General features: G+C 43.8%; 20 protein-coding genes. 10 read left to right on the forward strand and 10 right to left on the reverse strand.

Annotated features, from left to right (window positions below; genetic code table 11):
• Positions 1-5: 5 nt before the first annotated feature.
• Complete coding sequence (locus tag ACQEXS_RS02300; RefSeq protein ID WP_427012661.1) at positions 6-2042, reverse strand: PhoX family protein; 2037 nt, start codon at positions 2040-2042, stop codon at positions 6-8.
• A 220-nt stretch (positions 2043-2262) separates the two neighbouring features.
• Here ACQEXS_RS02300 and ACQEXS_RS02305 point away from each other — a divergent pair, with 220 nt between their 5' ends.
• From ACQEXS_RS02305 to ACQEXS_RS02315, 3 genes are all read left to right on the forward strand, one after another.
• Positions 2263-2733, forward strand: a complete 471-nt coding sequence (locus tag ACQEXS_RS02305; protein WP_427012662.1) for an ASCH domain-containing protein — start codon at positions 2263-2265, stop codon at positions 2731-2733.
• Positions 2734-2815: 82 nt separating this feature from the next.
• On the forward strand, positions 2816-3562 hold the full coding sequence (locus ACQEXS_RS02310) for a metallophosphoesterase family protein (RefSeq protein WP_427012663.1): 747 nt from the start codon (positions 2816-2818) through the stop codon (positions 3560-3562).
• A gap of 250 nt (positions 3563-3812) precedes the next feature.
• Positions 3813-4469, forward strand: coding sequence for a Qnr family pentapeptide repeat protein (locus ACQEXS_RS02315; RefSeq protein WP_367988901.1), 657 nt, complete (start codon positions 3813-3815; stop codon positions 4467-4469).
• A 20-nt stretch (positions 4470-4489) separates the two neighbouring features.
• On the opposite strand, the gene ACQEXS_RS02320 is transcribed toward ACQEXS_RS02315, so the two are convergent.
• Genes ACQEXS_RS02320 through ACQEXS_RS02345 form a run of 6 tightly spaced genes read right to left on the reverse strand, consistent with a single transcriptional unit; the run spans position 4490 to position 9919 of the window.
• Positions 4490-4882, reverse strand: coding sequence for a SufE family protein (locus ACQEXS_RS02320; RefSeq protein ID WP_427012664.1), 393 nt, complete (start codon positions 4880-4882; stop codon positions 4490-4492).
• Positions 4883-4885: 3 nt separating this feature from the next.
• Entirely contained in the window at positions 4886-6103 is a 1218-nt protein-coding gene (locus tag ACQEXS_RS02325; protein ID WP_427012665.1) for an aminotransferase class V-fold PLP-dependent enzyme, read from the reverse strand.
• The gene (gene sufD / locus ACQEXS_RS02330) at positions 6103-7359 is read right to left on the reverse strand and encodes a Fe-S cluster assembly protein SufD (RefSeq protein ID WP_427012666.1); all 1257 of its coding nucleotides are present in this window, start codon (positions 7357-7359) and stop codon (positions 6103-6105) included. The genes ACQEXS_RS02325 and sufD overlap by 1 nt, the downstream gene beginning before the upstream one ends.
• The gene (gene sufC, locus ACQEXS_RS02335; RefSeq protein ID WP_427012667.1) at positions 7337-8080 is read right to left on the reverse strand and encodes a Fe-S cluster assembly ATPase SufC; all 744 of its coding nucleotides are present in this window, start codon (positions 8078-8080) and stop codon (positions 7337-7339) included. Before sufC ends, sufD begins: the two co-directional genes overlap by 23 nt.
• A 6-nt stretch (positions 8081-8086) precedes the next feature.
• A complete protein-coding gene (gene sufB, locus ACQEXS_RS02340) occupies positions 8087-9547 on the reverse strand; it encodes a Fe-S cluster assembly protein SufB (RefSeq protein ID WP_427012668.1) in 1461 nt (486 codons plus the stop codon).
• A 3-nt stretch (positions 9548-9550) separates the two neighbouring features.
• A complete protein-coding gene (locus tag ACQEXS_RS02345; RefSeq protein WP_427012669.1) occupies positions 9551-9919 on the reverse strand; it encodes an iron-sulfur cluster assembly accessory protein in 369 nt (122 codons plus the stop codon).
• A gap of 202 nt (positions 9920-10121) precedes the next feature.
• Here ACQEXS_RS02345 and nrdH point away from each other — a divergent pair, with 202 nt between their 5' ends.
• The 5 genes from nrdH (at position 10122) to yghU (ending at position 14810) form a co-directional block, all read left to right on the forward strand.
• Positions 10122-10340 (forward strand): glutaredoxin-like protein NrdH, encoded by a 219-nt coding sequence (gene nrdH / locus ACQEXS_RS02350; protein ID WP_367988908.1) that lies wholly within the window; start codon positions 10122-10124, stop codon positions 10338-10340.
• Complete coding sequence (gene nrdI, locus ACQEXS_RS02355) at positions 10337-10738, forward strand: class Ib ribonucleoside-diphosphate reductase assembly flavoprotein NrdI (protein WP_427012670.1); 402 nt, start codon at positions 10337-10339, stop codon at positions 10736-10738. Before nrdH ends, nrdI begins: the two co-directional genes overlap by 4 nt.
• The gene (gene nrdE / locus ACQEXS_RS02360) at positions 10735-12861 is read left to right on the forward strand and encodes a class 1b ribonucleoside-diphosphate reductase subunit alpha (protein WP_427012671.1); all 2127 of its coding nucleotides are present in this window, start codon (positions 10735-10737) and stop codon (positions 12859-12861) included. The genes nrdI and nrdE overlap by 4 nt, the downstream gene beginning before the upstream one ends.
• Before the next feature lie 9 nt (positions 12862-12870).
• A complete protein-coding gene (gene nrdF, locus ACQEXS_RS02365) occupies positions 12871-13845 on the forward strand; it encodes a class 1b ribonucleoside-diphosphate reductase subunit beta (protein ID WP_427012672.1) in 975 nt (324 codons plus the stop codon).
• 107 nt (positions 13846-13952) lie between these two features.
• On the forward strand, positions 13953-14810 hold the full coding sequence (yghU, locus tag ACQEXS_RS02370; protein WP_427012673.1) for a glutathione-dependent disulfide-bond oxidoreductase: 858 nt from the start codon (positions 13953-13955) through the stop codon (positions 14808-14810).
• Positions 14811-14874: 64 nt separating this feature from the next.
• Here the strand turns inward: yghU and ACQEXS_RS02375 are convergent, their stop codons facing one another.
• The gene (locus ACQEXS_RS02375) at positions 14875-16467 is read right to left on the reverse strand and encodes a bacteriohemerythrin (protein WP_427012674.1); all 1593 of its coding nucleotides are present in this window, start codon (positions 16465-16467) and stop codon (positions 14875-14877) included.
• Positions 16468-16543: 76 nt separating this feature from the next.
• On the reverse strand, positions 16544-17818 hold the full coding sequence (locus ACQEXS_RS02380; protein ID WP_427012675.1) for an HD domain-containing phosphohydrolase: 1275 nt from the start codon (positions 17816-17818) through the stop codon (positions 16544-16546).
• A gap of 313 nt (positions 17819-18131) precedes the next feature.
• On the opposite strand from ACQEXS_RS02380, the gene ACQEXS_RS02385 reads away from it, so the two are divergent.
• Together ACQEXS_RS02385 and ACQEXS_RS02390 are read left to right on the forward strand one after the other, a co-directional pair.
• Positions 18132-18503, forward strand: coding sequence for a zf-TFIIB domain-containing protein (locus ACQEXS_RS02385; RefSeq protein ID WP_367988916.1), 372 nt, complete (start codon positions 18132-18134; stop codon positions 18501-18503).
• Between the two features lie 31 nt (positions 18504-18534).
• Complete coding sequence (locus ACQEXS_RS02390) at positions 18535-19002, forward strand: DUF2059 domain-containing protein (protein WP_427012676.1); 468 nt, start codon at positions 18535-18537, stop codon at positions 19000-19002.
• Positions 19003-19099: 97 nt separating this feature from the next.
• On the opposite strand, the gene ACQEXS_RS02395 is transcribed toward ACQEXS_RS02390, so the two are convergent.
• The gene (locus ACQEXS_RS02395; RefSeq protein WP_367988918.1) at positions 19100-19285 is read right to left on the reverse strand and encodes a hypothetical protein; all 186 of its coding nucleotides are present in this window, start codon (positions 19283-19285) and stop codon (positions 19100-19102) included.
• Positions 19286-19374 lie beyond the last annotated feature (89 nt).

A 19374-nucleotide genomic window follows, 5' to 3' on the forward strand; every position in this document is an offset into this window, starting at 1 on the left:
AGGTGTTAAACGCCAATCTCTCCACCGTCATCACGACGGATCACAACGGTAGCGGCTCTTGGTCGAACTGTCGTGCCGGTTGGTGTGGCTTCTGCCGCATTATCACTGTACGGCCAGTTTCCCGGATGCTGAATGTTGATAAAGAGTGATTTGTAATCGGGGCTGATGGCAAAGCCTGTTACCTCACAGCCATTTGGTCCAACGAAGAAACGGCGAAGATCAGTTTGGTTTTCAGCATTAATGACATCGGCGTTACCTTCGGTATCCACCATCGTCGAAGGAACAACAGCAAGCATTTGATCATTGGTGTAATTGGTCACTTCTGAAGCGCCGTTGTCAGTCTGAATCCACAAAATCCCCCGTTTATCAAAAGCTAGGCCATCTGGGCTGGCAAACTGATTGAGTTCTGTAAGCCCAGAACGGTTTGTTTCCTCATCCCCATTTGCGGGCGAACCAAAGACAAAAATATCCCAATCAAATTCGGTGTCGGTTTCCCCTTCATCCCAACGAATCACGTGGCCAAATTTATTTTTAAGTCGAGGGTTGGCTGGATTTTCCTCAGTACGTTTTGTGTTGTTAGTGAGTGTAAGGTATACCGTGCCGGTAAATGGATCTACCGTACACCACTCAGGGCGATCCATTGGTGTAGCACCAACAAGGTCCGCCGCACCTGCTGTGTTTAAAATGATGTCGGCGATCGAGCCAAATGAATCTGCAAGCGTGCCACCTGAGGTTGTTGCACTTTCTAGAGTAAGTGGTAGCCAGTTTCCTGAACCATCGTCATTAAATCTGGCAACATAGAGTGTGCCATTGTCCATGTATTTGTCACCAGTACTTAATCGGTTTGTTGGATTTTCATCCGTTTCGTCCCAAGTTTGTTCCGAGACAAATTTATAGAGATATTCAAAACGAGAGTCGTGACCCGAATAGAACACGACGGGTTTACCTGCTGTTAGTTTGCCGAAGGCACATCCTTCGTGTCGGAATCGACCAAGTGCAGTTCGCTTCTTAGCTCTTGAGTTAGCCGTATATGGGTCGATTTCCACAATATAGCCGTGACCATTGGCTTCGTTTCGGTAGTCATCAATGGCTGTTGCACCATTTGGTGTGACGTTAAAGCGGCTAAATTCGTCTAAACGTTCTTCACTGTGCCCTGCTAATGTTTCCCACAAGTAACGGGTTTTTTCATCATCCACCCCAATTCGTTGCTGATCTTCAGTTTGGGTTCCTGTGTTAACAAAGTAGCCCGGCCAGTTCTCTTCGCAAGTTAGATACGTACCCCATGGCGTGTAGCCGTTGCCGCAGTTGTTTAACGTACCACGAGCTTGGCTGCCATCTGGTGAAAAGCGTGTTTTAAGTGCTTCGGTATGGGCGAGTGGCCCTACAATATCCATGACTGTTGAACCAGTATATCTACGATTAAGTGGATCGGTATCGACTAGCTGCCACATCCCATCTTCTAAACGAATACGAACTACACTCACGCCGTGTGCGTTAATCTCTTTACGTACTTCGTCAACAACCGTTCTTGAACCCGCAGAGACGGTTGGGCCAGATGGGTGAAGCGCATTAATATCAATATACTCATGGTTGATGCAAAGTAGACCATCATTTGGATTGTTATCCAGTGGGAAAAAATGCATGCCATCATGATGCATACCTAGCGCCTGAGCTTGCTCTTCTGCGGTATTCGTACCATCGGCTTTCCACTCCACACCCTGAGAGGACAGCGGTGTTCCCCAAGGGACCAGTACTTGCGCAGTGTAACCAGGGGGAACGCTGACAGCATCCGTTAATGAACCTGAAATAGATTCAAAGTTTAAAACCGCACTGGATTTGTTGGTGCCAGAATCGGTACCACCATTCCCTGGTACTTCAACTTGGCAACCAGAGAGGCCAAAAGTACCAAATGCCGTCATGGCACTCATACCAAGACTGCCTTTAAGCACATTTCGTCTAGATAAGCTCGCTTCTAAAACTTCTTCAAAAGGCTTGTTATTGCTTCGGTTGTAACGTGTAGCGTCAAAGGTTTCCTTACTCATTTTTTTATCCTGCAATTGAGTTTGTTGTTGATGGCAACGTATGTTGATGGCAAAAAATGACAGAAAAACGAGAGAAAGATGACGATTGTGTTTCCGTTTATAAAATTTCGCTCGTGAAGGAGTGGAGTGTTGCTCTTTGAAAAATGTCGAGACAATGGAATACTGAGTACGCAGCAATGATTGAAATTTCAGTTTAGATACAGTCACTTTAAGGAAGAAAATGAATCATAAACAGCAAGCCTATCTTGATAAATACCTCTCATTATTACCAGAACAAGAGCGAAGTGCGGTGCCTCAAGTAATTGCGGAATATTTTTGTGCGGATGAATATAACGCGAATGAATGTGCTCGCTTGGTCAATGAGGGCATCAAACGTGCATCATGCAGTTTAAAGCAGGGCTACACCATTGAGAATGAACCCTTTCCAGAGGTTGGTCGTTTAACTGTGGTCTTGAACTGGCAGCAAGAACCAATATGCATCGTAAAGCTGGTTGAGGTCAGCATTTGTCCGTTTAACCAAGTGAGTCGAGAATTTGCTGAGGCAGAAGGGGAAGGAGATGGAACTTATGAGTGGTGGCGCGAGGCCCATATTAATTTCTTTACCCAATACGCCGCTGAAATTGGTGGGCAGTTTGATGAAACCTCAGATCTAGTGTTAGAACGTTTTGAGAAAGTTTATCCAATCGATTAAGCAATCACTAAAATCGCATTCAAGGTTCAGGAGTTAGCACTCATCCTTTAATTCACCAATTGTTACCACTCATGGAGGAGTCATGCACAAGCTTGCCGTCGTTTCAGACATTCACAGTAATATCTTTGCTTTAGAAGCGGTTATTCAACATGCATTTCAACTGGGAGTTACCGACTTCGTTAACCTTGGCGATATCCTATATGGGCCAATCGCTCCGCGTAAAACGTATGAGCGTCTGCTTGAGCTGAATGCGCTCACCATTTCTGGCAATCAAGATCGGCAGATCTATCAGTCTACACAGGAAGATATTGCGGCGAATCCGACTCTGCAATTCATTCTTGAAGACTTAGGACAAGCCCCACTTGAATGGATGAAGGATCTTCCATTTGATTGCAATATTACTGATGAGATATACGCGTGCCATGGCACACCAACAGACGATCTTGAATACTTACTGGAAGAGACACAAAAGGGCTTTCCGGTACTGAGAAGTGATGACGAAATTTTACGCCGCTTGGCGGGAAACAAAGCACCAATTATTCTTTGTGGCCACACGCATATTCCTCGCTGCGTTGAACTGTCTAGTGGGCAGCTGGTGATTAACCCGGGCAGTGTTGGGCTGCAGGCTTATACTGACGATGAACCATACTTACACTCAATGGAAAACTACTCTTCAATGGCCAGCTACGCCATATTGGAACAAACCAAACAAGGAACGTGGCATGTGGCGTTTCATCGCGTTGGTTACGATGTTTCTAGCGCTGTTGCGTGTGCGATAAATAACAATCGGAAAGATTGGGCGCACTTTTTAAAAACCGGGAGAAAGTAACTGGTATCCATAAGAACAGTTGTTATGGTAGATGTGACGGTTTGACTCGCTATATCGCCTTGTATTACGGCAAACTAATTTTGATGTGGCCGCGTTCGTGGTTGAAGTTTTATGGCTCTTTATGGGGTTGTTTGATGCCTTAAATTAAGGATTTTAGGTGGTTTTAACTTGTTGATTTTTCTTGCATTATATTTCTTGTTTGTTTGATGGCTGGAAGGTAGTCTGTGCTTGTTCATTTAAGGAGGACGATGTGAAGACCGACAAGCAGACCTATGAGAGAGAAGATTTTTCCCACCAAGATTTAGAAGGCGTATGTTTTATTCAATGTCGTTTTTATTGCTGTGATTTTAGCCGAGCAAACTTACGAGATGCCCAATTTATCAACTGTTCTTTTGTCAACTCAGGAAGCATCGAGGGATGTCATTTTCAATATACCGATTTACGTGACGCGAGTTTCAAGGGATGTCAGTTGTCGATGGCGAACTTTTCCGGAGCGAATTGCTTCGGTATCGAGTTTAGAGAGTGTGACTTAAAAGGCGCAAGCTTTCTTAAAGCCCAGTTTGTGAATCAAATCAGCCATCACGCATATTTTTGTTCTGCTTATATTACGTGTTGCAATCTGTCTTACACCAACTTTGAACGGCAGTGTATAGAAGGGTGTGAGCTATTTGAAAACCGTTGGATTGGGGCAAACCTACAAGGTGCCTCGTTTAAAAACTCAGATCTTAGCCGCAGTGTGTTTTCTTCAGATAGTTGGGGTGACTTTCACCTGCAAGGGTGCGACTTGAGTCATTCAGAGCTTGAAGGGTTGGACCCAAGGAAAATTGATTTAACCGGCGTAAAAATCTGTTCCTGGCAACAAGAGCAACTACTGGAACCTTTAGGGTTGATTGTATTGCCAGGATAAAAAGTAACCATCGAGGCGTATTAGACTATCTGATGTTGGATTTGCCTAATTATTGCTGTTAAACCAAGAGCTCGTGTCGGGGTAAGATGTTGCATCAATGCCAATTGTTCAAACCAGACATTGATGTCAAATTGTCTCGCTTCTTCAATTGTCTGATCGTTATACGCAATAACCACTAGCGCGAGTAGCCCTCTGACTATGGCTGCATCACTATTTGCTGCTAGGCTGATGGTGTTTTTGTTGACTTGAATGGATACCCACACCTCACTTTGGCATCCTTTAACCTTGTTGTCATTGATACAAAGTACTTCAGGTAATTGGCAATATCGTTCCCCTAACTCTATTAAATACAAGTAACGCTCTTCCCAGTTTTTACAGCGTTGAAAGTTTTTGACCAGTTTATCGGGCGTCATGGTTTATCCTAATAATTGCTTAATGTGTTTGAGCTTATCGACCAGTAAGTCAACGTCTTGTTGAGTGGTGTAAAGTCCGAAAGAAGCACGACACACCGCCGATGTTCCAAGAGCTCTCATTAATGGTTGAGCACAAAGATGGCCTGTTCGTATTGCAATGCCATAGCGATCAAGGAAACTGCCAACATCAAATGGATGATGGTGACCAAGGTTAAAAGAAACCATTCCGGTCCGGTGCCTTGGGTTACCATAAATGACTAATGATTCCACCTTTGAAAGGGCGTCGACGGCATAGTCAGTGATGGATTGATCATGAAATGAGATGGATTCAAACCCTATGCCGTTGAGATAATGAATGGCCGCTTCTAGGCCGAGGATGCCCGCAATATTGGGCGTTCCTGCCTCGAATCGCCAAGGCGCTTTTAGAAACGTGGTACCACCGGGCAATTGAACATCATCGATCATCGCACCGCCACCTTCCCATGGAGGCAGTGTATTTAGCCATTTGCCTCCGATATACAGAGCGCCAACCCCAGTAGGGCCGTATAGCTTATGGCCAGAAAATGCGTAGAAATCACAGCCGATCTCCTGAACATCCACTTGCTGATGGACAACGGCTTGCGCACCATCAATGAAGACAGCGATATCATGCTGGTGGGCTAACTCTGTTACGCTTTTTACGTCATTGATGCTTCCAAGAACGTTCGACACATGGGCCATAGTTAACAGTTTTGTTCGCGAGGTGAATAACGTTCGAAGCTGATCTAAGTCGAGTTCGCCATTGGTCGTCACAGGCCAAATTTTTATCTGGATGCTCAATTGGTTGGCGATGATCTGCCAAGGCACAATATTTGAGTGATGCTCCACCTCAGTGATGATGATTTCATCACCGGGTTGGCATTGGCTAAATAGAAAGCTGTGGGCAATTAAATTTATGGCCTCTGTAGTGCCCTTCGTAAAAACCAAATTCTCAGTGGCTGGGGCATTAAGAAATGCAGCAATGACAGCTCGGCTGTGTTCCATCATTGTGGTGGCATTGGCACTAAGAGCATGTACTCCGCGATGAACATTGGCATATTCATATTGGTAGAAACGTTGCATCCGCTCTATTACTTGGTTTGGTGTCTGTGCGGTTGCGGCACTATCTAAATACACCAAGGGCAAGCCGTACACTTCTTGACTTAGAGTTGGAAAATCACGTCGCCAGTTGTTTGGGCTCATCACGCCTCCAATTTTTTATTTACAAGGTTGGAGAGATATTGCCTAACACCGACGTGAGAAATTTTTTCACACACGTCGATAGCAAATGCATGCGTGATGATTTTTTCAGCCTGCGCTTTATGAATTCCTCTGGCCTGTAAGTAGAAGATTTGCTGTGGATCGATTTGTCCTGTTGTCGCACCGTGGCTGCATTTAACGTCATCAGCATAGATTTCTAACTTTGGTCGACTGTTTATCCGAGCGTGATCATTTAGCAATAAATTATGGTTGTCCATTTGCCCATCGGTTTTAAGTGCATCGGGGCTGACGTAGATCATGCCGTCAAAAACACCGCTTGCCTCATCTCTGGCAATGACTTTATGTAATTGTTGGCTACTGCAATGTGCAGCATGGTGGTGAAGGTAAGTACGGCTGTCGAACTGGTCACCATTTGAGGGTAGGGCGAGGCTGTTCATTTGTATGTGGCTACCGGGTGCTGAAAGCAATGAGCTTGTATGATGACGAATGAGTTTGCCACTCAACATAAAGACATGGCTAGACGCCGTTGCATCACGGCCTACTCGAATATCATTATGTCCAAAGTGATGTTGTTCTTCGCCTTCTTCTATGAGTTTTACATGCTCAAAGTGTGCATTAGTGCCGATGTCGTTAGTGAGACGTGACAATGTCACCCCACATGCGTTCGGATCAGAGATATGATGTTCAATTATTTGACAGGAAGAGAGCTGGCCTAACGTGAGGTGATGACGAACTGAACTTACTTCCCCGATACTGCCACTGTGGTAGTGCAGAATATGAATGGGTTTATCAAGTTGGACATTGTCAGGGATTGTGATAATTAACCCACCTTGCGCTGTCGCATTGGTTAAAGTCTGGAATATTTCAGCGCGAATGGCTTGTTCGTGAGCGAAAGCCAAATCATCAAAATGTTTCTCGACAGAATGAACATCGACTTTGGGGATCCAGTCAGACAAACGGATACTAAGCTTACCGTTCACAATGACGAGTCGATAACCATCTTGCTGCCAATGTTTGGCGCACAATGCAGCAACATGTTCATCATGGAAGTATGTTTCTTCTGGTAACGTAAGCTTAAGCGCTTTAAAAGCATCAAGAGAGGTATATTTCCAATCTTCCTCTTTATTTGTTGGAAAGCCAAAAGCCAGCGCGGCGTTCCAATGCGCTTTATGCCAGAGTGAATTTGGCACACAGGGAAGAAATTTATGCAGTTCGTTATTCACCGATAATCCAGCCATAACCTTTTTCCTCCAGTTTTTTCGCCAGCGTGTGATCACCGGATTTGACGATTTTTCCATCAGCCATGACATGGACATAATCGGGTTTGATGTAATCAAGAATCCGTTGGTAGTGAGTGACAACAATAAAAGATCGCTCTTGATTGCGTAAGGCATTAACCCCATCTGACACGGCTTTTAGTGCGTCGATATCAAGTCCGGAGTCAGTTTCATCGAGTATGCAAAGGCTGGGTTCCAATAAAGCCATCTGTAAAATGTCGTTCCGTTTCTTCTCTCCACCCGAAAACCCTTCATTGACAGAACGTTCAAGTAGATCCTTAGGCATTTTTAGCAGGCTGACTTTTTCTTCCACCAAATCTTCAAATTCAAAACGATCAAGCTCAGGTAGCTGGCGGTATTCACGGATTGCGTTGACCGCCGTTTGCAAAAAAAGCTTGTTACTGACACCGGGAATTTCAACAGGGTATTGAAATGCGAGGAAAACCCCTTCGCCAGCTCGCTCTGCGGGGTCAAGTTCAAGCAAATTTTTATGATTAAAAGTGATTTCCCCCGACGTCGTTTCGTAATCTTCTTTGCCCGCAAGAGTGGATGAAAGTGTACTCTTACCGGAGCCGTTTGGTCCCATGATGGCGTGTACTTCACCGGGACGTATGGCAAGGTCGATGCCTTTTAAAATAGCGTTGTCTTCTACTTGAACGTGTAAATTCTTAATTTCTAACATAACTGATTAACCGACACTGTGTTCGAGGCTGATAGAGAGAAGTTTTTGAGCGTCAACGGCAAATTCGAGTGGAAGTTCTGAGAAAACATCTTTACAAAATCCATTGACAATCATTGAGATAGCATCGTCTTCAGCGATCCCTCGTTGGACGCAATAAAAGAGCTGGTCTTCACCAATACGAGAGGTTGTCGCTTCATGCTCAACTTGAGCACTCGGATGACCGACTTCAACTGATGGGAAAGTGTGAGCACCACATTGAGCACCAATTAACATGGAATCGCATTGAGTGAAATTCCTCGCCCCGATGGCGGTAGGAAGTATTTTCACCAACCCACGATAACTATTTTCACTTTGCCCAGCAGAGATACCCTTAGAAATGATCGTAGATCGGGTGTTTTTACCAATATGGATCATTTTCGTCCCAGTATCGGCGCGCTGCTGTCCGTTTGTTAACGCAACGGAGAAAAACTCACCGATAGCATTGTCGCCTTTTAAAATAACGCTAGGGTATTTCCATGTGATGGCTGAACCAGTCTCCGACTGCGTCCAAGACATCTTGCTGTTGTCACCTTGGCAAAGTGCACGCTTGGTCACGAAGTTTAAAATGCCACCCTGACTGCCATTTTTCCCGGAAAACCAATTCTGAACCGTTGAATACTTTACTTCTGCATCTTTGTGTATGATGACTTCCACAACGGCGGCGTGAAGTTGGTAACTGTCACGAACAGGAGCGGAACATCCTTCGATATAACTGACATAAGACCCTTCATCTGCAATCAAAATTGTTCGTTCGAACTGGCCTGTTTTGGCCTGATTGATACGAAAATAAGTTGATAATTCTCTCGGGCAGCGTACGCCTGGTGGGATATAGACGAAGGTGCCATCAGAGGCAACCGCCGCATTAAGCGCTGCAAAAAAATTATCTTCAGGTGGGACGACTGTACCTAAATATTGCCGTACCAGATCAGGATGTTCATGGATAGCATCACTGAAGGAGCAAAAAATAATTCCATGTTGGCTTAGCTCATCACGATACGTTGTGGTGACGGAGACGGAATCAAAAATAGCATCAACGGCAACATTTTTTCCTTCACGCACGGGAACTCCTAGTTGATCAAAGGCATGTTCTACTTCTTCGGTCAGATAGTTGTTTGTCCCATCATCACTTGGCTTGTCATTACACGCCTCACAACTTGGTGCTGAATAATAGCTGTAATCTTGGTAATCGAGTTCGGGGTAGTCGGCTTTTAACCAGCGTGGCTCGGTCATCGTCAACCATTGTTGGTAAGCTTGCAGCCTAAATTCCAACATCCAATCTGGCTCGTTTCGTTTGGCTGAAATCGCTCGGATGACTGTTTCGTTAATGCCTTTTTCTAAGGTGTCAGACGCAACATCCGTATAGAAGCCTTCTTTGTATTTCTGAGAGAAAGTTTGCTCAAGTTCTGCGTACTGATTGGTATCACTCATTCATTAAACTCCGAAACTTTCGCCACACCCACACTCGTTTTTCACGTTTGGGTTGTGATAAACAAAGATTTGGTTTAAGCCATTGCGGACGTAATCGACATTGGTTCCATCGAGGAGTGGCATTGAAGACACCGGGACAAATAAGGTGCCACCACAGGACTCGAACGCAAGGTCTCCTTCTTCAGGACCTTCTCGCTGCTCTAAGACATATGTGTAACCAGTACAGCCTGAAATTTTGGTTGAGAGACGCAAGATCTGTCCATTTGATGAAAGGAATTGGATACGTTTTGCGGCAGAAATTGTCAGTGTAATACCACGCCACTTTTCACTGTTTGGGGAGTACTCACCTATAGCATTGTGTTGATTTTCCATGAGCCGAAAATCCTCATAACCATCAAGTCACGCTAATGATAATGATTATCATCTGGTATTCAACCCTATTATAATTATGGCTAATCTGAGTTTGTGACACTACATGTTGTGAAAATAGATCTTGTAAATACTAAATATGCCATGTAAGAATGATAATGATTCGCAAATGAGAATTGCGGTAATGTTTTAATAGGAGCGAAAAATGGACGTTATCATTTACTCAAAACCGGCTTGTGTTCAGTGTGTCGCCACGCAAAAAGCGATGACCGCAAAGAATATTCGCTACAAAAGCATCGATTTGACTCAAGACTCGCATGCACTAGAAAAGGTACAAGCTCTGGGTTATCGGGAAGTACCTGTAGTGGTAGTGGGTGAGCGTCATTGGTCTGGTTTTCGCCCGGATATGATCAACACGTTATGAGCCAGTTGGTTTACTTTTCCAGCCAGTCGGGTAACACGCAACGTTTTATTGAAAAACTTGAGTTACCCGCTATGCGTTTGCCGATTGAACCCAATGATCCAACCCCTGACATTACTGTGCCATTTGTGCTTATTTGCCCGACGTACGCCGATGGTTATGGGCGAGGGGCTGTGCCTAAATCGGTGATCAAACTACTGAATCTGGAAAAAAATCGAAAGTTGTTACGAGGCGTTATTGCCTCTGGCAATCGTAATTTCGGAAAATTTTACGCGTACTCAGGCGATATTATCGCCAAAAAATGTCAGGTGCCGATCTTGTATCGTTTTGAACTGGCAGGATGTGATAGTGATGTAACCCGAGTGCGCCATGGCTTAAGAAAACTTTGGTCAACCCTATGACAGAGACACACAATCAACTCGATTATCACGCACTGAATGCAATGCTAAATTTGCTCGATGCACAAGGTAACGTCCAGTTTGATGCAGACCGCCAATCGGTTCGTCAATACTTCTTACAACACATCAATCAAAATACGGTTTTCTTTCACCATTTGCGAGAAAAGCTGACTTACTTAGTAGAGGAAAACTATTACGAAGCTGACGTGTTGGAACAATACCGTTGGGAATTCAAGCAAGCTATTTGGCAAAAAGCGTATGACTTTAAATTCCGCTTCCCAACCTTTATGGGGGCTTATAAATTTTTTGCTTCGTATGCGTTAAAAACTCGGGATGGAAAACGTTATTTGGAGCGATTTGAAGATCGCGTCGTAATGACGGCTTTGCTTTTAGCAAGAGGTGACGAAGATAAAGCAATGCTGTTGATGGAGGAAATGATCTCCGGACGTTTTCAACCAGCAACGCCAACGTTTACGAATGCGGGAAAGAAAAGCCGTGGTGAACTTATTTCGTGTTTTCTATTACGTGTAGAAGACAATATGGAAAGTATTGGCCGTGCGTTGAACTCGTCACTTCAACTTTCACGACGCGGCGGTGGCGTGGCATTAATGCTGACTAACTTGCGAGAGCACGGAGCGCCAATTAAAGGAGTTGAAAACCAGTCCTCAGGAGTTATTCCTGTGATGAAGCTGTTAGAAGACAGCTTTTCTTATGCAAACCAGCTTGGGGCGAGGCAAGGGGCTGGGGCGGTATACTTGCATGCTCATCACCCCGATATACTTCGTTTTCTCGATACCAAGCGTGAAAATGCGGATGAAAAAATTCGCATTAAGACACTAAGCCTTGGCATTGTTGTCCCTGATATTACGTTTGAACTGGCTAAGCAAAATAAGGACATGTACCTATTCTCACCGTATGACGTGGAAAGAGTTTATGGTGTCCCGTTTTCAGAAATTTCTGTTACGGATCGATATGCGGAGCTGGTGGATGATGCTCGGATCCACAAAACAAAAATAAACGCTCGTCAGTTTTTTCAAACCATTGCTGAAATCCAATTTGAGTCTGGTTATCCCTACCTCATGTTTGAAGATACGGTCAATCGAATGAATCCGATAAAAGGCCGAATTTCTATGTCGAACTTGTGCTCGGAGATCTTGCAAATTAACGAGGCATCTGAGTTTAACGATGACTTAAGCTTTAAGCATCTTGGTGCCGATATTTCATGCAATCTCGGTTCATTGAATATTGCTAAAGTGATGGATGGGAAAAATGTCGCTAAGTCGGTTACGAGTGCCATCTATGCGTTAAATGCGGTATCTGAAATGAGTGCCATTGATAGTGTTCCTTCGGTGCGGCGAGGGAATGATGAAAGCCATGCGGTTGGACTTGGTCAGATGAACTTGCATGGTTTTCTTGCCCGTGAACAGATCCATTATGGCAGTGATGAGGCGCTTGATTTTACCAATGTGTATTTTGCAACCGTGCTTTATCACTGTTTGAGCGCTTCAAATCAGCTGGCCATAGAGCGAGCGCAAACCTTTATCGGATTTGAAGCATCGAAATATGCGACAGGGGAGTTTTTCCAACGCTATATCGATAATGTGATTGTTGCGAAAACGCCAAAGGTAGAAATGCTGTTAGAGCAATTTCAGTTTGATATCCCAAGCCAAACCCAATGGGCAGAATTGCAAGCGTCCGTCATGCAGTACGGATTATATAACCGAAACTTACAAGCCATTCCGCCGACGGGGTCGATCAGTTACATCAACAATGCGACGTCTTCCATTCATCCGATTACTTCAAAAATAGAGATCCGAAAAGAAGGCCAAATTGGACGCGTGTACTATCCCGCACCTTACATGACGAATGAAAACATGGCGTATTACCGTGATGCTTATGAAATTGGTCCTGAAGCGATTATCGACACCTATGCGGTGGCGACGCAACACGTGGATCAAGGGTTATCCCTGACATTGTTTTTCTCAGATACCGCCACCACTCGTGATATCAACAAGGCGCAGATTTATGCATGGAAGAAGGGTATTAAAACCATTTATTACATTCGATTACGCCAAAAAGCCTTAGAAGGTACACAAGTTGAAGGCTGTGTTTCCTGCAGCTTATAAGGAACGCATATGTTAAATACACAAGCACCTAAATTAGTACAGGCGGTCAATTGGAATCGTTTGCAAGATGACAAAGACCTTGAAATCTGGAACCGTTTGACCGTGAACTTCTGGCTGCCGGAAAAAGTACCGCTCTCCAACGACATAACCAGCTGGCAGCAATTAACCGAGCAAGAACAAGAATTAACTATCCGTGTTTTTACTGGCTTAACACTGTTAGATACGATTCAAAATACTGTTGGAGCGCCATCGTTGATGCCTGATGCGGTAACGCCACATGAAGAAGCTGTATTAACCAATATCGCCTTCATGGAAGCCGTTCATGCACGCAGTTACTCTTCGGTGTTTTCTACATTGTGTACGACGCCGCAGATCAATGATGCCTTTCGCTGGTCAGAAGAAAACGTTCATCTGCAAAAGAAAGCACAACTTATCCTGCGGGAATACCGCGTAGATGATTCGCCACTAAAGAAAAAAATCGCCAGTGTCTTTCTTGAAAGTTTTCTTTTCTATTCTGGGTTCTATTTACCTATGCACTGGTCGAGTCGCGCAAAACTGACGAATACAGCAGATTTAATTCGGCTTATTATTCGTGATGAAGCGGTGCATGGTTATTACATTGGTTATAAATTCCAACAAGGCTATAAACAGCTAAGTGAATCGGAACAAATTGAATTGAAAAATTACGCCTTTTCACTGTTGTTTGATTTGTATGCTGTTGAAAGTGAATACACGGAAACATTGTATGATCCGGTTGGATTAACGGAGGAAGTAAAGCAATTTCTGCATTACAACGCCAATAAAGCATTGATGAATCTTGGCTTTGAAGCACTGTTTCCTGATGAGGTTTGTCAAGTAAACCCTGCGATTATGTCTGCTTTATCACCCAATGCGGATGAAAATCATGACTTTTTCTCTGGCTCTGGTTCTTCTTATGTGATTGGTCAGGCGGTTGCTACCGAAGATGAAGATTGGGATTTTTAAAGTCGCGACGGAAAAAACTGCCACAATGAGAGAAAGCATATAGATTTTCTGTTCTATCACAGGGTAGTCTACAGTGTATTCAGCTTGGGTATAAATAAGGAATAATAATGACAAACGAATATATCCCACCGAAAGTGTGGACGATGGACAGTGAGAACGGCGGAGAATGGGCCAGCATTAACCGTCCGGATTCTGGTGCGCGACACGAGAAAGTATTACCTGTTGGCGAGCACCCATTACAGCTTTATTCGATGGGGACGCCAAACGGCCAGAAGATCACCATCATGCTAGAAGAACTTTTGGCGCTTGGTGTGAAAGAAGCTGAATATGATGCGCATTTAATCCGAATTGGTGAAGGGGATCAGTTTGGTTCTGGTTTCGTTGATGTAAACCCAAACTCAAAAATCCCGGCATTAGTGGATGGTTCTGGTGAAACACCGGTACGCGTATTTGAGTCTGGCTCGATTCTGGTTTATTTGGCAGAGAAGTTTGGCCATTTATTACCTCAAGAAACCCTTGCTCGGACTCAAGTTTTGAATTGGTTATTCTGGCTCCAAGGCTCTGCACCATATTTAGGGGGTGGTTTTGGCCATTTTTATGCGTACGCGCCAGAAAAATTCGAGTACCCGATTAATCGTTTTTCGATGGAAACTAAGCGTCAGCTTGATGTTTTAGATAAACAATTAGCGAAAACGAAATATATTGCTGGCGATGAGTACAGTATCGCAGATATCGCTATTTGGCCTTGGTATGGCAATTTAGTGTTAGGTCGACTCTACAATGCAGCGGAATTCCTCGATGTTGAAAGTTACGTACATTTGCAACGTTGGGCGAATGAAGTCGCAGCAAGAGAAGGGGTACAACGTGGTAGAATCGTTAACCGCAGTTGGGGTGAAGAGTGGGAACAGGTTCCTGAACGCCACAGTGCTGATGACATCACTAAAGTGATGGCACTTAAACCATAGTTATCACAGACAATGAAGCCGCCAGAAAGGCGGCTTCATTGGTTTACATCTACTGGACAGTAAGCTAATCAACTCCACCGTCATGGAAGCTCTGGGCGTATGCCTTATCTTCTTTCATAATATGTTGGCTGAGCCAATTCTTGAGAAACTGCATCAGCTCATCACCGATATCTTCTCCACGTTCAACACGTTTTTGAAACTCTAAAACTTGTGCGACCAGTTCATTGTGTTTATCAATATGCTGTTGTGTACGTGCATACTCCACTTGCTCAAACAATGTTTCTTCATATTTGAAGTGATTCGCAGTGTAATCAATCAAGCCTTGGACAACACGCTTAATGGAAGGGAGGCCGTAATTGTTACGTAATAGGTGGTAGAGTTCGTTAATGAGGTGAACGAGCGTTTGATGTTGTCGGTTTATTTCATCCAGTCCGATATCGAGCTGGTCACTCCACTCAATCAGCTTGTCTCTACGTTGTTCTTCTTGTTGTATCTGGTAGTCGTTAATGGCGAAGCGATGTAACAGGGAATCGATTTCTCCAGATAAATTACGCACTGTGATACTGGCGATTAAGGTTTCCTGCGTGGACTTTACGTTGTTCTCTGATTCTAGGGCGATCTCATGCAAGCAGTTGACCAGCGCTTTGGTTTGAACTGATTGTTGCTCAGAAGATTGAGCGATCTGTTGGCTGTAATGGTGAACCTCACTGATTTGTTGGTTTAAAGATTTAAACGTATCTTCTGCTTCTGAGGCGATACCTAAAGAGTGTTCCATGCTGGTTTTGTTTTCTTGCATGGTTTGCTGCACATCTTGAGTTTTTGTTTGTAGGTTGCTGATTTTGCTTCTTATTTCCTCAGTGGCTTCTTGTGTCCTCATGGCAAGGTTACGAACTTCATCGGCAACGACTGCAAAGCCGCGACCTTGTTCTCCGGCTCGGGCACTTTCTATTGCGGCGTTGAGTGCCAATAAATTTGTTTGTTCGGCAATACCACTGATGGTTTCCATCACTTGGCTGATCTGGTCCGTTTCTTCAACCAAGGCTTGAAAGTGTTGGTTTGACGTATCAATTTGTTGGTTAGCGTTGTCTAATGCACGTTCTAGCGATAGCATGTCTTTGGTGCCTTTATCCGCCACTTGCTTCACTTCTTTTGTTAAAGACGCTGAAGAGTCACAGAAGTTTGTCACTTGCTGCGTAATCTCTGACAGCTCATCAATAATCGTACTGGCGCGGTCAACGTCTTTTTTCTGCCCGAGGGCTCCCACCTTGGATTGTTCTGAGTCAGTTTGAACGGTATCGGCAACTTCTTGCAGTTTTTTTGTTGATTTACCCAGTGCATTAATGGTTCGGGAAATGTCTTCTCCGATACGATTAAATGTTTGGAACAAAGGCATTCCAAGCGCATTCTCTACGGGAATACGAACTGTTAAGTCACCCTCTGAGAGATCTCGGGCAGAAGCGCGTATTTGGTGGAATGTCGTACCAAGATTTGTGAGAAGCATAACCATAAAAATATGGTAGAGAACAAGGTACACGAGCCATCCCCAAGCTTGACTCAAAAAAGTGAAAACCATCAATGGTAGGGCGATAATCGTCAGCAAAGCAACAATTGATAGGCTATTGAGATTGCTTATTTTTTCGATGACTTGGCTAAACATAGCGCAACTCCTTAAGCAAATTGCTGGTTGAGTACAAAGGAACTCCGTCAGCAGCAGATGACAGATATCGATGCCGTTATATCAGAGCATCTTCGGAAACTGAAATATGAAAGCACTCTTCAATGTTGTCTTTAAGGCACTGATATACATCTGGATCTAGCATTTTTTGATCAATCATTGGTTGCATAATGGCGTTGATTTCCGAGGTGTTGAGTCTCTCTCGGTACGGACGTTGTTGTGATAACGCTTGGAAAATATCGGCAATGGCAATGATGCGAGAGGGTAGGTCGAGTTCGGCCTCCGTTTTATTGTATGGATAGCCGCTCCCATCAAGGCGTTCATGGTGACTGACGGCCCAATCACCAATTTTTGAGTCTGGAAAAACCATATTGAGTGCGATTTCGGTGTCAATAGTATGCTTTTTAATGTGAGCGTATTCTGCCATGGTCAATTTTCCAGGCTTATGAAGAATTTCGTCTGGCGTTCTGAGTTTCCCAATATCATGAACCAAGCCTGAAACGTAGAGCATCTGGGCTGTGCTTGTGGGTAGATGCATCTTGTTTGCAAGGTATTCTGACAGCTCCGCCACTTTAAGTGAGTGTTGATAAGTAAAAGGGCTTTTAGCATCTACAATTCCTGCGATAAAACGGCCAAGAGCGACCAGCTTGGTAAGAGAAAGATCGGTTTGTAACCAGTCTAAGTGCTTGAAAAGAATGGGAATATTTTCTATGTGTTCAGGTACCATTGAGTACCAAAACCCATCTTTCTTCATTAATATGGCAAGTGTTTCGACTAGATCTGGTCTGAATAATTTCCCTTTTTGTTCATTTAACATTCCTGTGATTTCATTTTTTTTCAGGATGATCAGGTCGCTATCTTGGTCGGCTAGAAAACGCGCTCTCAAGAAATCTAATCGGTCTGCAAGAAAGATAAGCGCAGCTATATCTTTTTCAAAAGGTGGGACTTCGATGGACTCTAGTTCAGCCCAAGGCGTGTGATGATAAAGAACGATGTTAGCAAAGGGAATTAATAACTCACATTCGCTAAGGGACTGATACCCAATGCGACAATGGCGTTGAACATCATTGGGGGTCATAGCGCTAACTAAGTTTTTATGCTCGGCGGATTGAGAAACACCGCAGTCATGGAGTAATCCTGCCATAAAGCAGAACTCTTGCTTCTTCTTTTCCCACCCTAATTGTTTTGCACACTCATAAGCAATGTAGGCAACTCGATGGCCATGATTGGCATCGTCTATACCCACGTAATCAAGCGCGCGAGCAACCCAAATTAATGCGTGCTTTAAATCAACTGAGAAAGACTCTTGTGTATGAATATGTGTGGCTTCCATTGCAGATACTCCCTAATCCCTAGCCTTAGTGCTTATATTTATCCCAATATAGTTTGAGGTTAGTTCAAAAGTAGTAGTGTAAGTGTGATTAAGGACAAGTTGTGGAATCTCATACGGAATAACCATAATTAAAGTAGGGTTATATGCGTAGCTCGATACAGAGCCTAGTAGCAAGGCTATGTAGGCCGGATATGCGACATGGTGAAAAGTTTTTTAATGGGTGGCTTAACCTCATAAATTGCGTGTCGTAGTATTTTGTTGGTGAATTTATTTTTGTATTTATATAACGTTAATCTGCTAGGTGAGGTGTTGAATGAAATGTCCAAAATGTAGCTCTGACTTTGAGCAATTGCAGACTCCTTTGGGTGATGTTGAGCGATGCACCGAGTGTAAGGGGCTTTGGATTGATATTTATGAAGTTGAAGCAATGAAACCTCTCGCTGACACGGTTGATATTGGCGATGAAGCTATTGGGCAGGCATTTAATGTTATCGATCGTATCGATTGCCCGGTATGCCCGAATAACCAAATGCTACGTTTGGTTGATCCGAAGCAACCTCATATCTGGTTTGAGAGCTGCCCAACATGCAAAGGGCGTTTCTATGATGCTGGTGAATATAAAGATTTGGCCACGGTTGATATGTCTGACTTCTTTAAGAAATTAGGTGCAACTGAACGCCTTTAACTTTTGTTTGTTTCCAAATCGAGGAGGGGACATGAATTTTTTGAAAAAGACTCTGATAGTCGCGTTAATGGTTTTTTCCAGTCAATCATTAGCAAATCCACACAAAGAAGCCGCCTACCAACTTATTGAGGCGATGGAACTGAATCAGTTAATGAGTGAGACTATCGACTCTATGCTGCAAGTTCAGTTGCAAAGCCAGCCTCAGTTGAAGCCATTTGAAAGTACGATGCGTGAATTTTTTAATACATACATGAGCGGCGATAGCTTAAAAGACAGCTTTGCCGAGCTGTATATGAGTGTTTATACCGAGCAAGAATTGAAAGAACTGATCGCATTTTTGAATACACCGACAGGCAAAAAATCAATCAAGATGACACCGATCTTAACCGCTAAGGGAGCCGCGATTGGGCAGCAAAGGGTGATGGAGAATGCACATATCCTTGAGCGAATGATCAAAGAAGAGGCAGAACGTCTAGAAGCGTTGAAAAACAACCAATGATGATGAGGCAAGCTTGTTTTCGGCTTAGTGTCTCTATCTCTAAAACTATTTATAAATACAAAAAGCGCCAATGAGGCGCTTTTTTCATGGTGATTATTCAGAGTGTTGCTTGTGCTTGACGCTCTCTGAATTGGATCTCTGCAATATTAAATTGCCTTACGTCTAAAGTAGCTAAATCATTACACTCTTTGCAGGAGTGATGGCTTTTTCCATCAACATAGTCATGCTTTTTTAACAGGCTTGGTTTATTACACCAATCGCAAATGCCTTCAATGGTAAACATATGTTCTCACCTTTGTTCGTTCAGGCGTTATTTTCGACACAAAGTATGACATAACTAACGTGCTTAAGTTAACTGTTTGTTACCTGTAG

It is taken from the genome of Vibrio sp. TRT 17S01 (assembly GCF_050113695.1).
GTDB lineage: Bacteria > Pseudomonadota > Gammaproteobacteria > Enterobacterales > Vibrionaceae > Vibrio.

Coding starts and splice junctions, on each gene's coding strand:
- ACQEXS_RS02385 (WP_367988916.1), top strand. CDS start 18,132: ATGAAATGTCCAAAATGTAGCTCTGACTTTGAGCAATTGCAGACTCCT.
- sufD (WP_427012666.1), bottom strand. CDS start 7,359: ATGGCTGGATTATCGGTGAATAACGAACTGCATAAATTTCTTCCCTGT.
- nrdF (WP_427012672.1), top strand. CDS start 12,871: ATGTTAAATACACAAGCACCTAAATTAGTACAGGCGGTCAATTGGAAT.
- ACQEXS_RS02345 (WP_427012669.1), bottom strand. CDS start 9,919: ATGGAAAATCAACACAATGCTATAGGTGAGTACTCCCCAAACAGTGAA.
- nrdI (WP_427012670.1), top strand. CDS start 10,337: ATGAGCCAGTTGGTTTACTTTTCCAGCCAGTCGGGTAACACGCAACGT.
- ACQEXS_RS02395 (WP_367988918.1), bottom strand. CDS start 19,285: ATGTTTACCATTGAAGGCATTTGCGATTGGTGTAATAAACCAAGCCTG.
- sufB (WP_427012668.1), bottom strand. CDS start 9,547: ATGAGTGATACCAATCAGTACGCAGAACTTGAGCAAACTTTCTCTCAG.
- ACQEXS_RS02390 (WP_427012676.1), top strand. CDS start 18,535: ATGAATTTTTTGAAAAAGACTCTGATAGTCGCGTTAATGGTTTTTTCC.
- ACQEXS_RS02305 (WP_427012662.1), top strand. CDS start 2,263: ATGAATCATAAACAGCAAGCCTATCTTGATAAATACCTCTCATTATTA.
- ACQEXS_RS02320 (WP_427012664.1), bottom strand. CDS start 4,882: ATGACGCCCGATAAACTGGTCAAAAACTTTCAACGCTGTAAAAACTGG.
- ACQEXS_RS02325 (WP_427012665.1), bottom strand. CDS start 6,103: ATGAGCCCAAACAACTGGCGACGTGATTTTCCAACTCTAAGTCAAGAA.
- nrdH (WP_367988908.1), top strand. CDS start 10,122: ATGGACGTTATCATTTACTCAAAACCGGCTTGTGTTCAGTGTGTCGCC.
- sufC (WP_427012667.1), bottom strand. CDS start 8,080: ATGTTAGAAATTAAGAATTTACACGTTCAAGTAGAAGACAACGCTATT.
- ACQEXS_RS02375 (WP_427012674.1), bottom strand. CDS start 16,467: ATGTTTAGCCAAGTCATCGAAAAAATAAGCAATCTCAATAGCCTATCA.
- yghU (WP_427012673.1), top strand. CDS start 13,953: ATGACAAACGAATATATCCCACCGAAAGTGTGGACGATGGACAGTGAG.
- ACQEXS_RS02300 (WP_427012661.1), bottom strand. CDS start 2,042: ATGAGTAAGGAAACCTTTGACGCTACACGTTACAACCGAAGCAATAAC.
- nrdE (WP_427012671.1), top strand. CDS start 10,735: ATGACAGAGACACACAATCAACTCGATTATCACGCACTGAATGCAATG.
- ACQEXS_RS02380 (WP_427012675.1), bottom strand. CDS start 17,818: ATGGAAGCCACACATATTCATACACAAGAGTCTTTCTCAGTTGATTTA.
- ACQEXS_RS02310 (WP_427012663.1), top strand. CDS start 2,816: ATGCACAAGCTTGCCGTCGTTTCAGACATTCACAGTAATATCTTTGCT.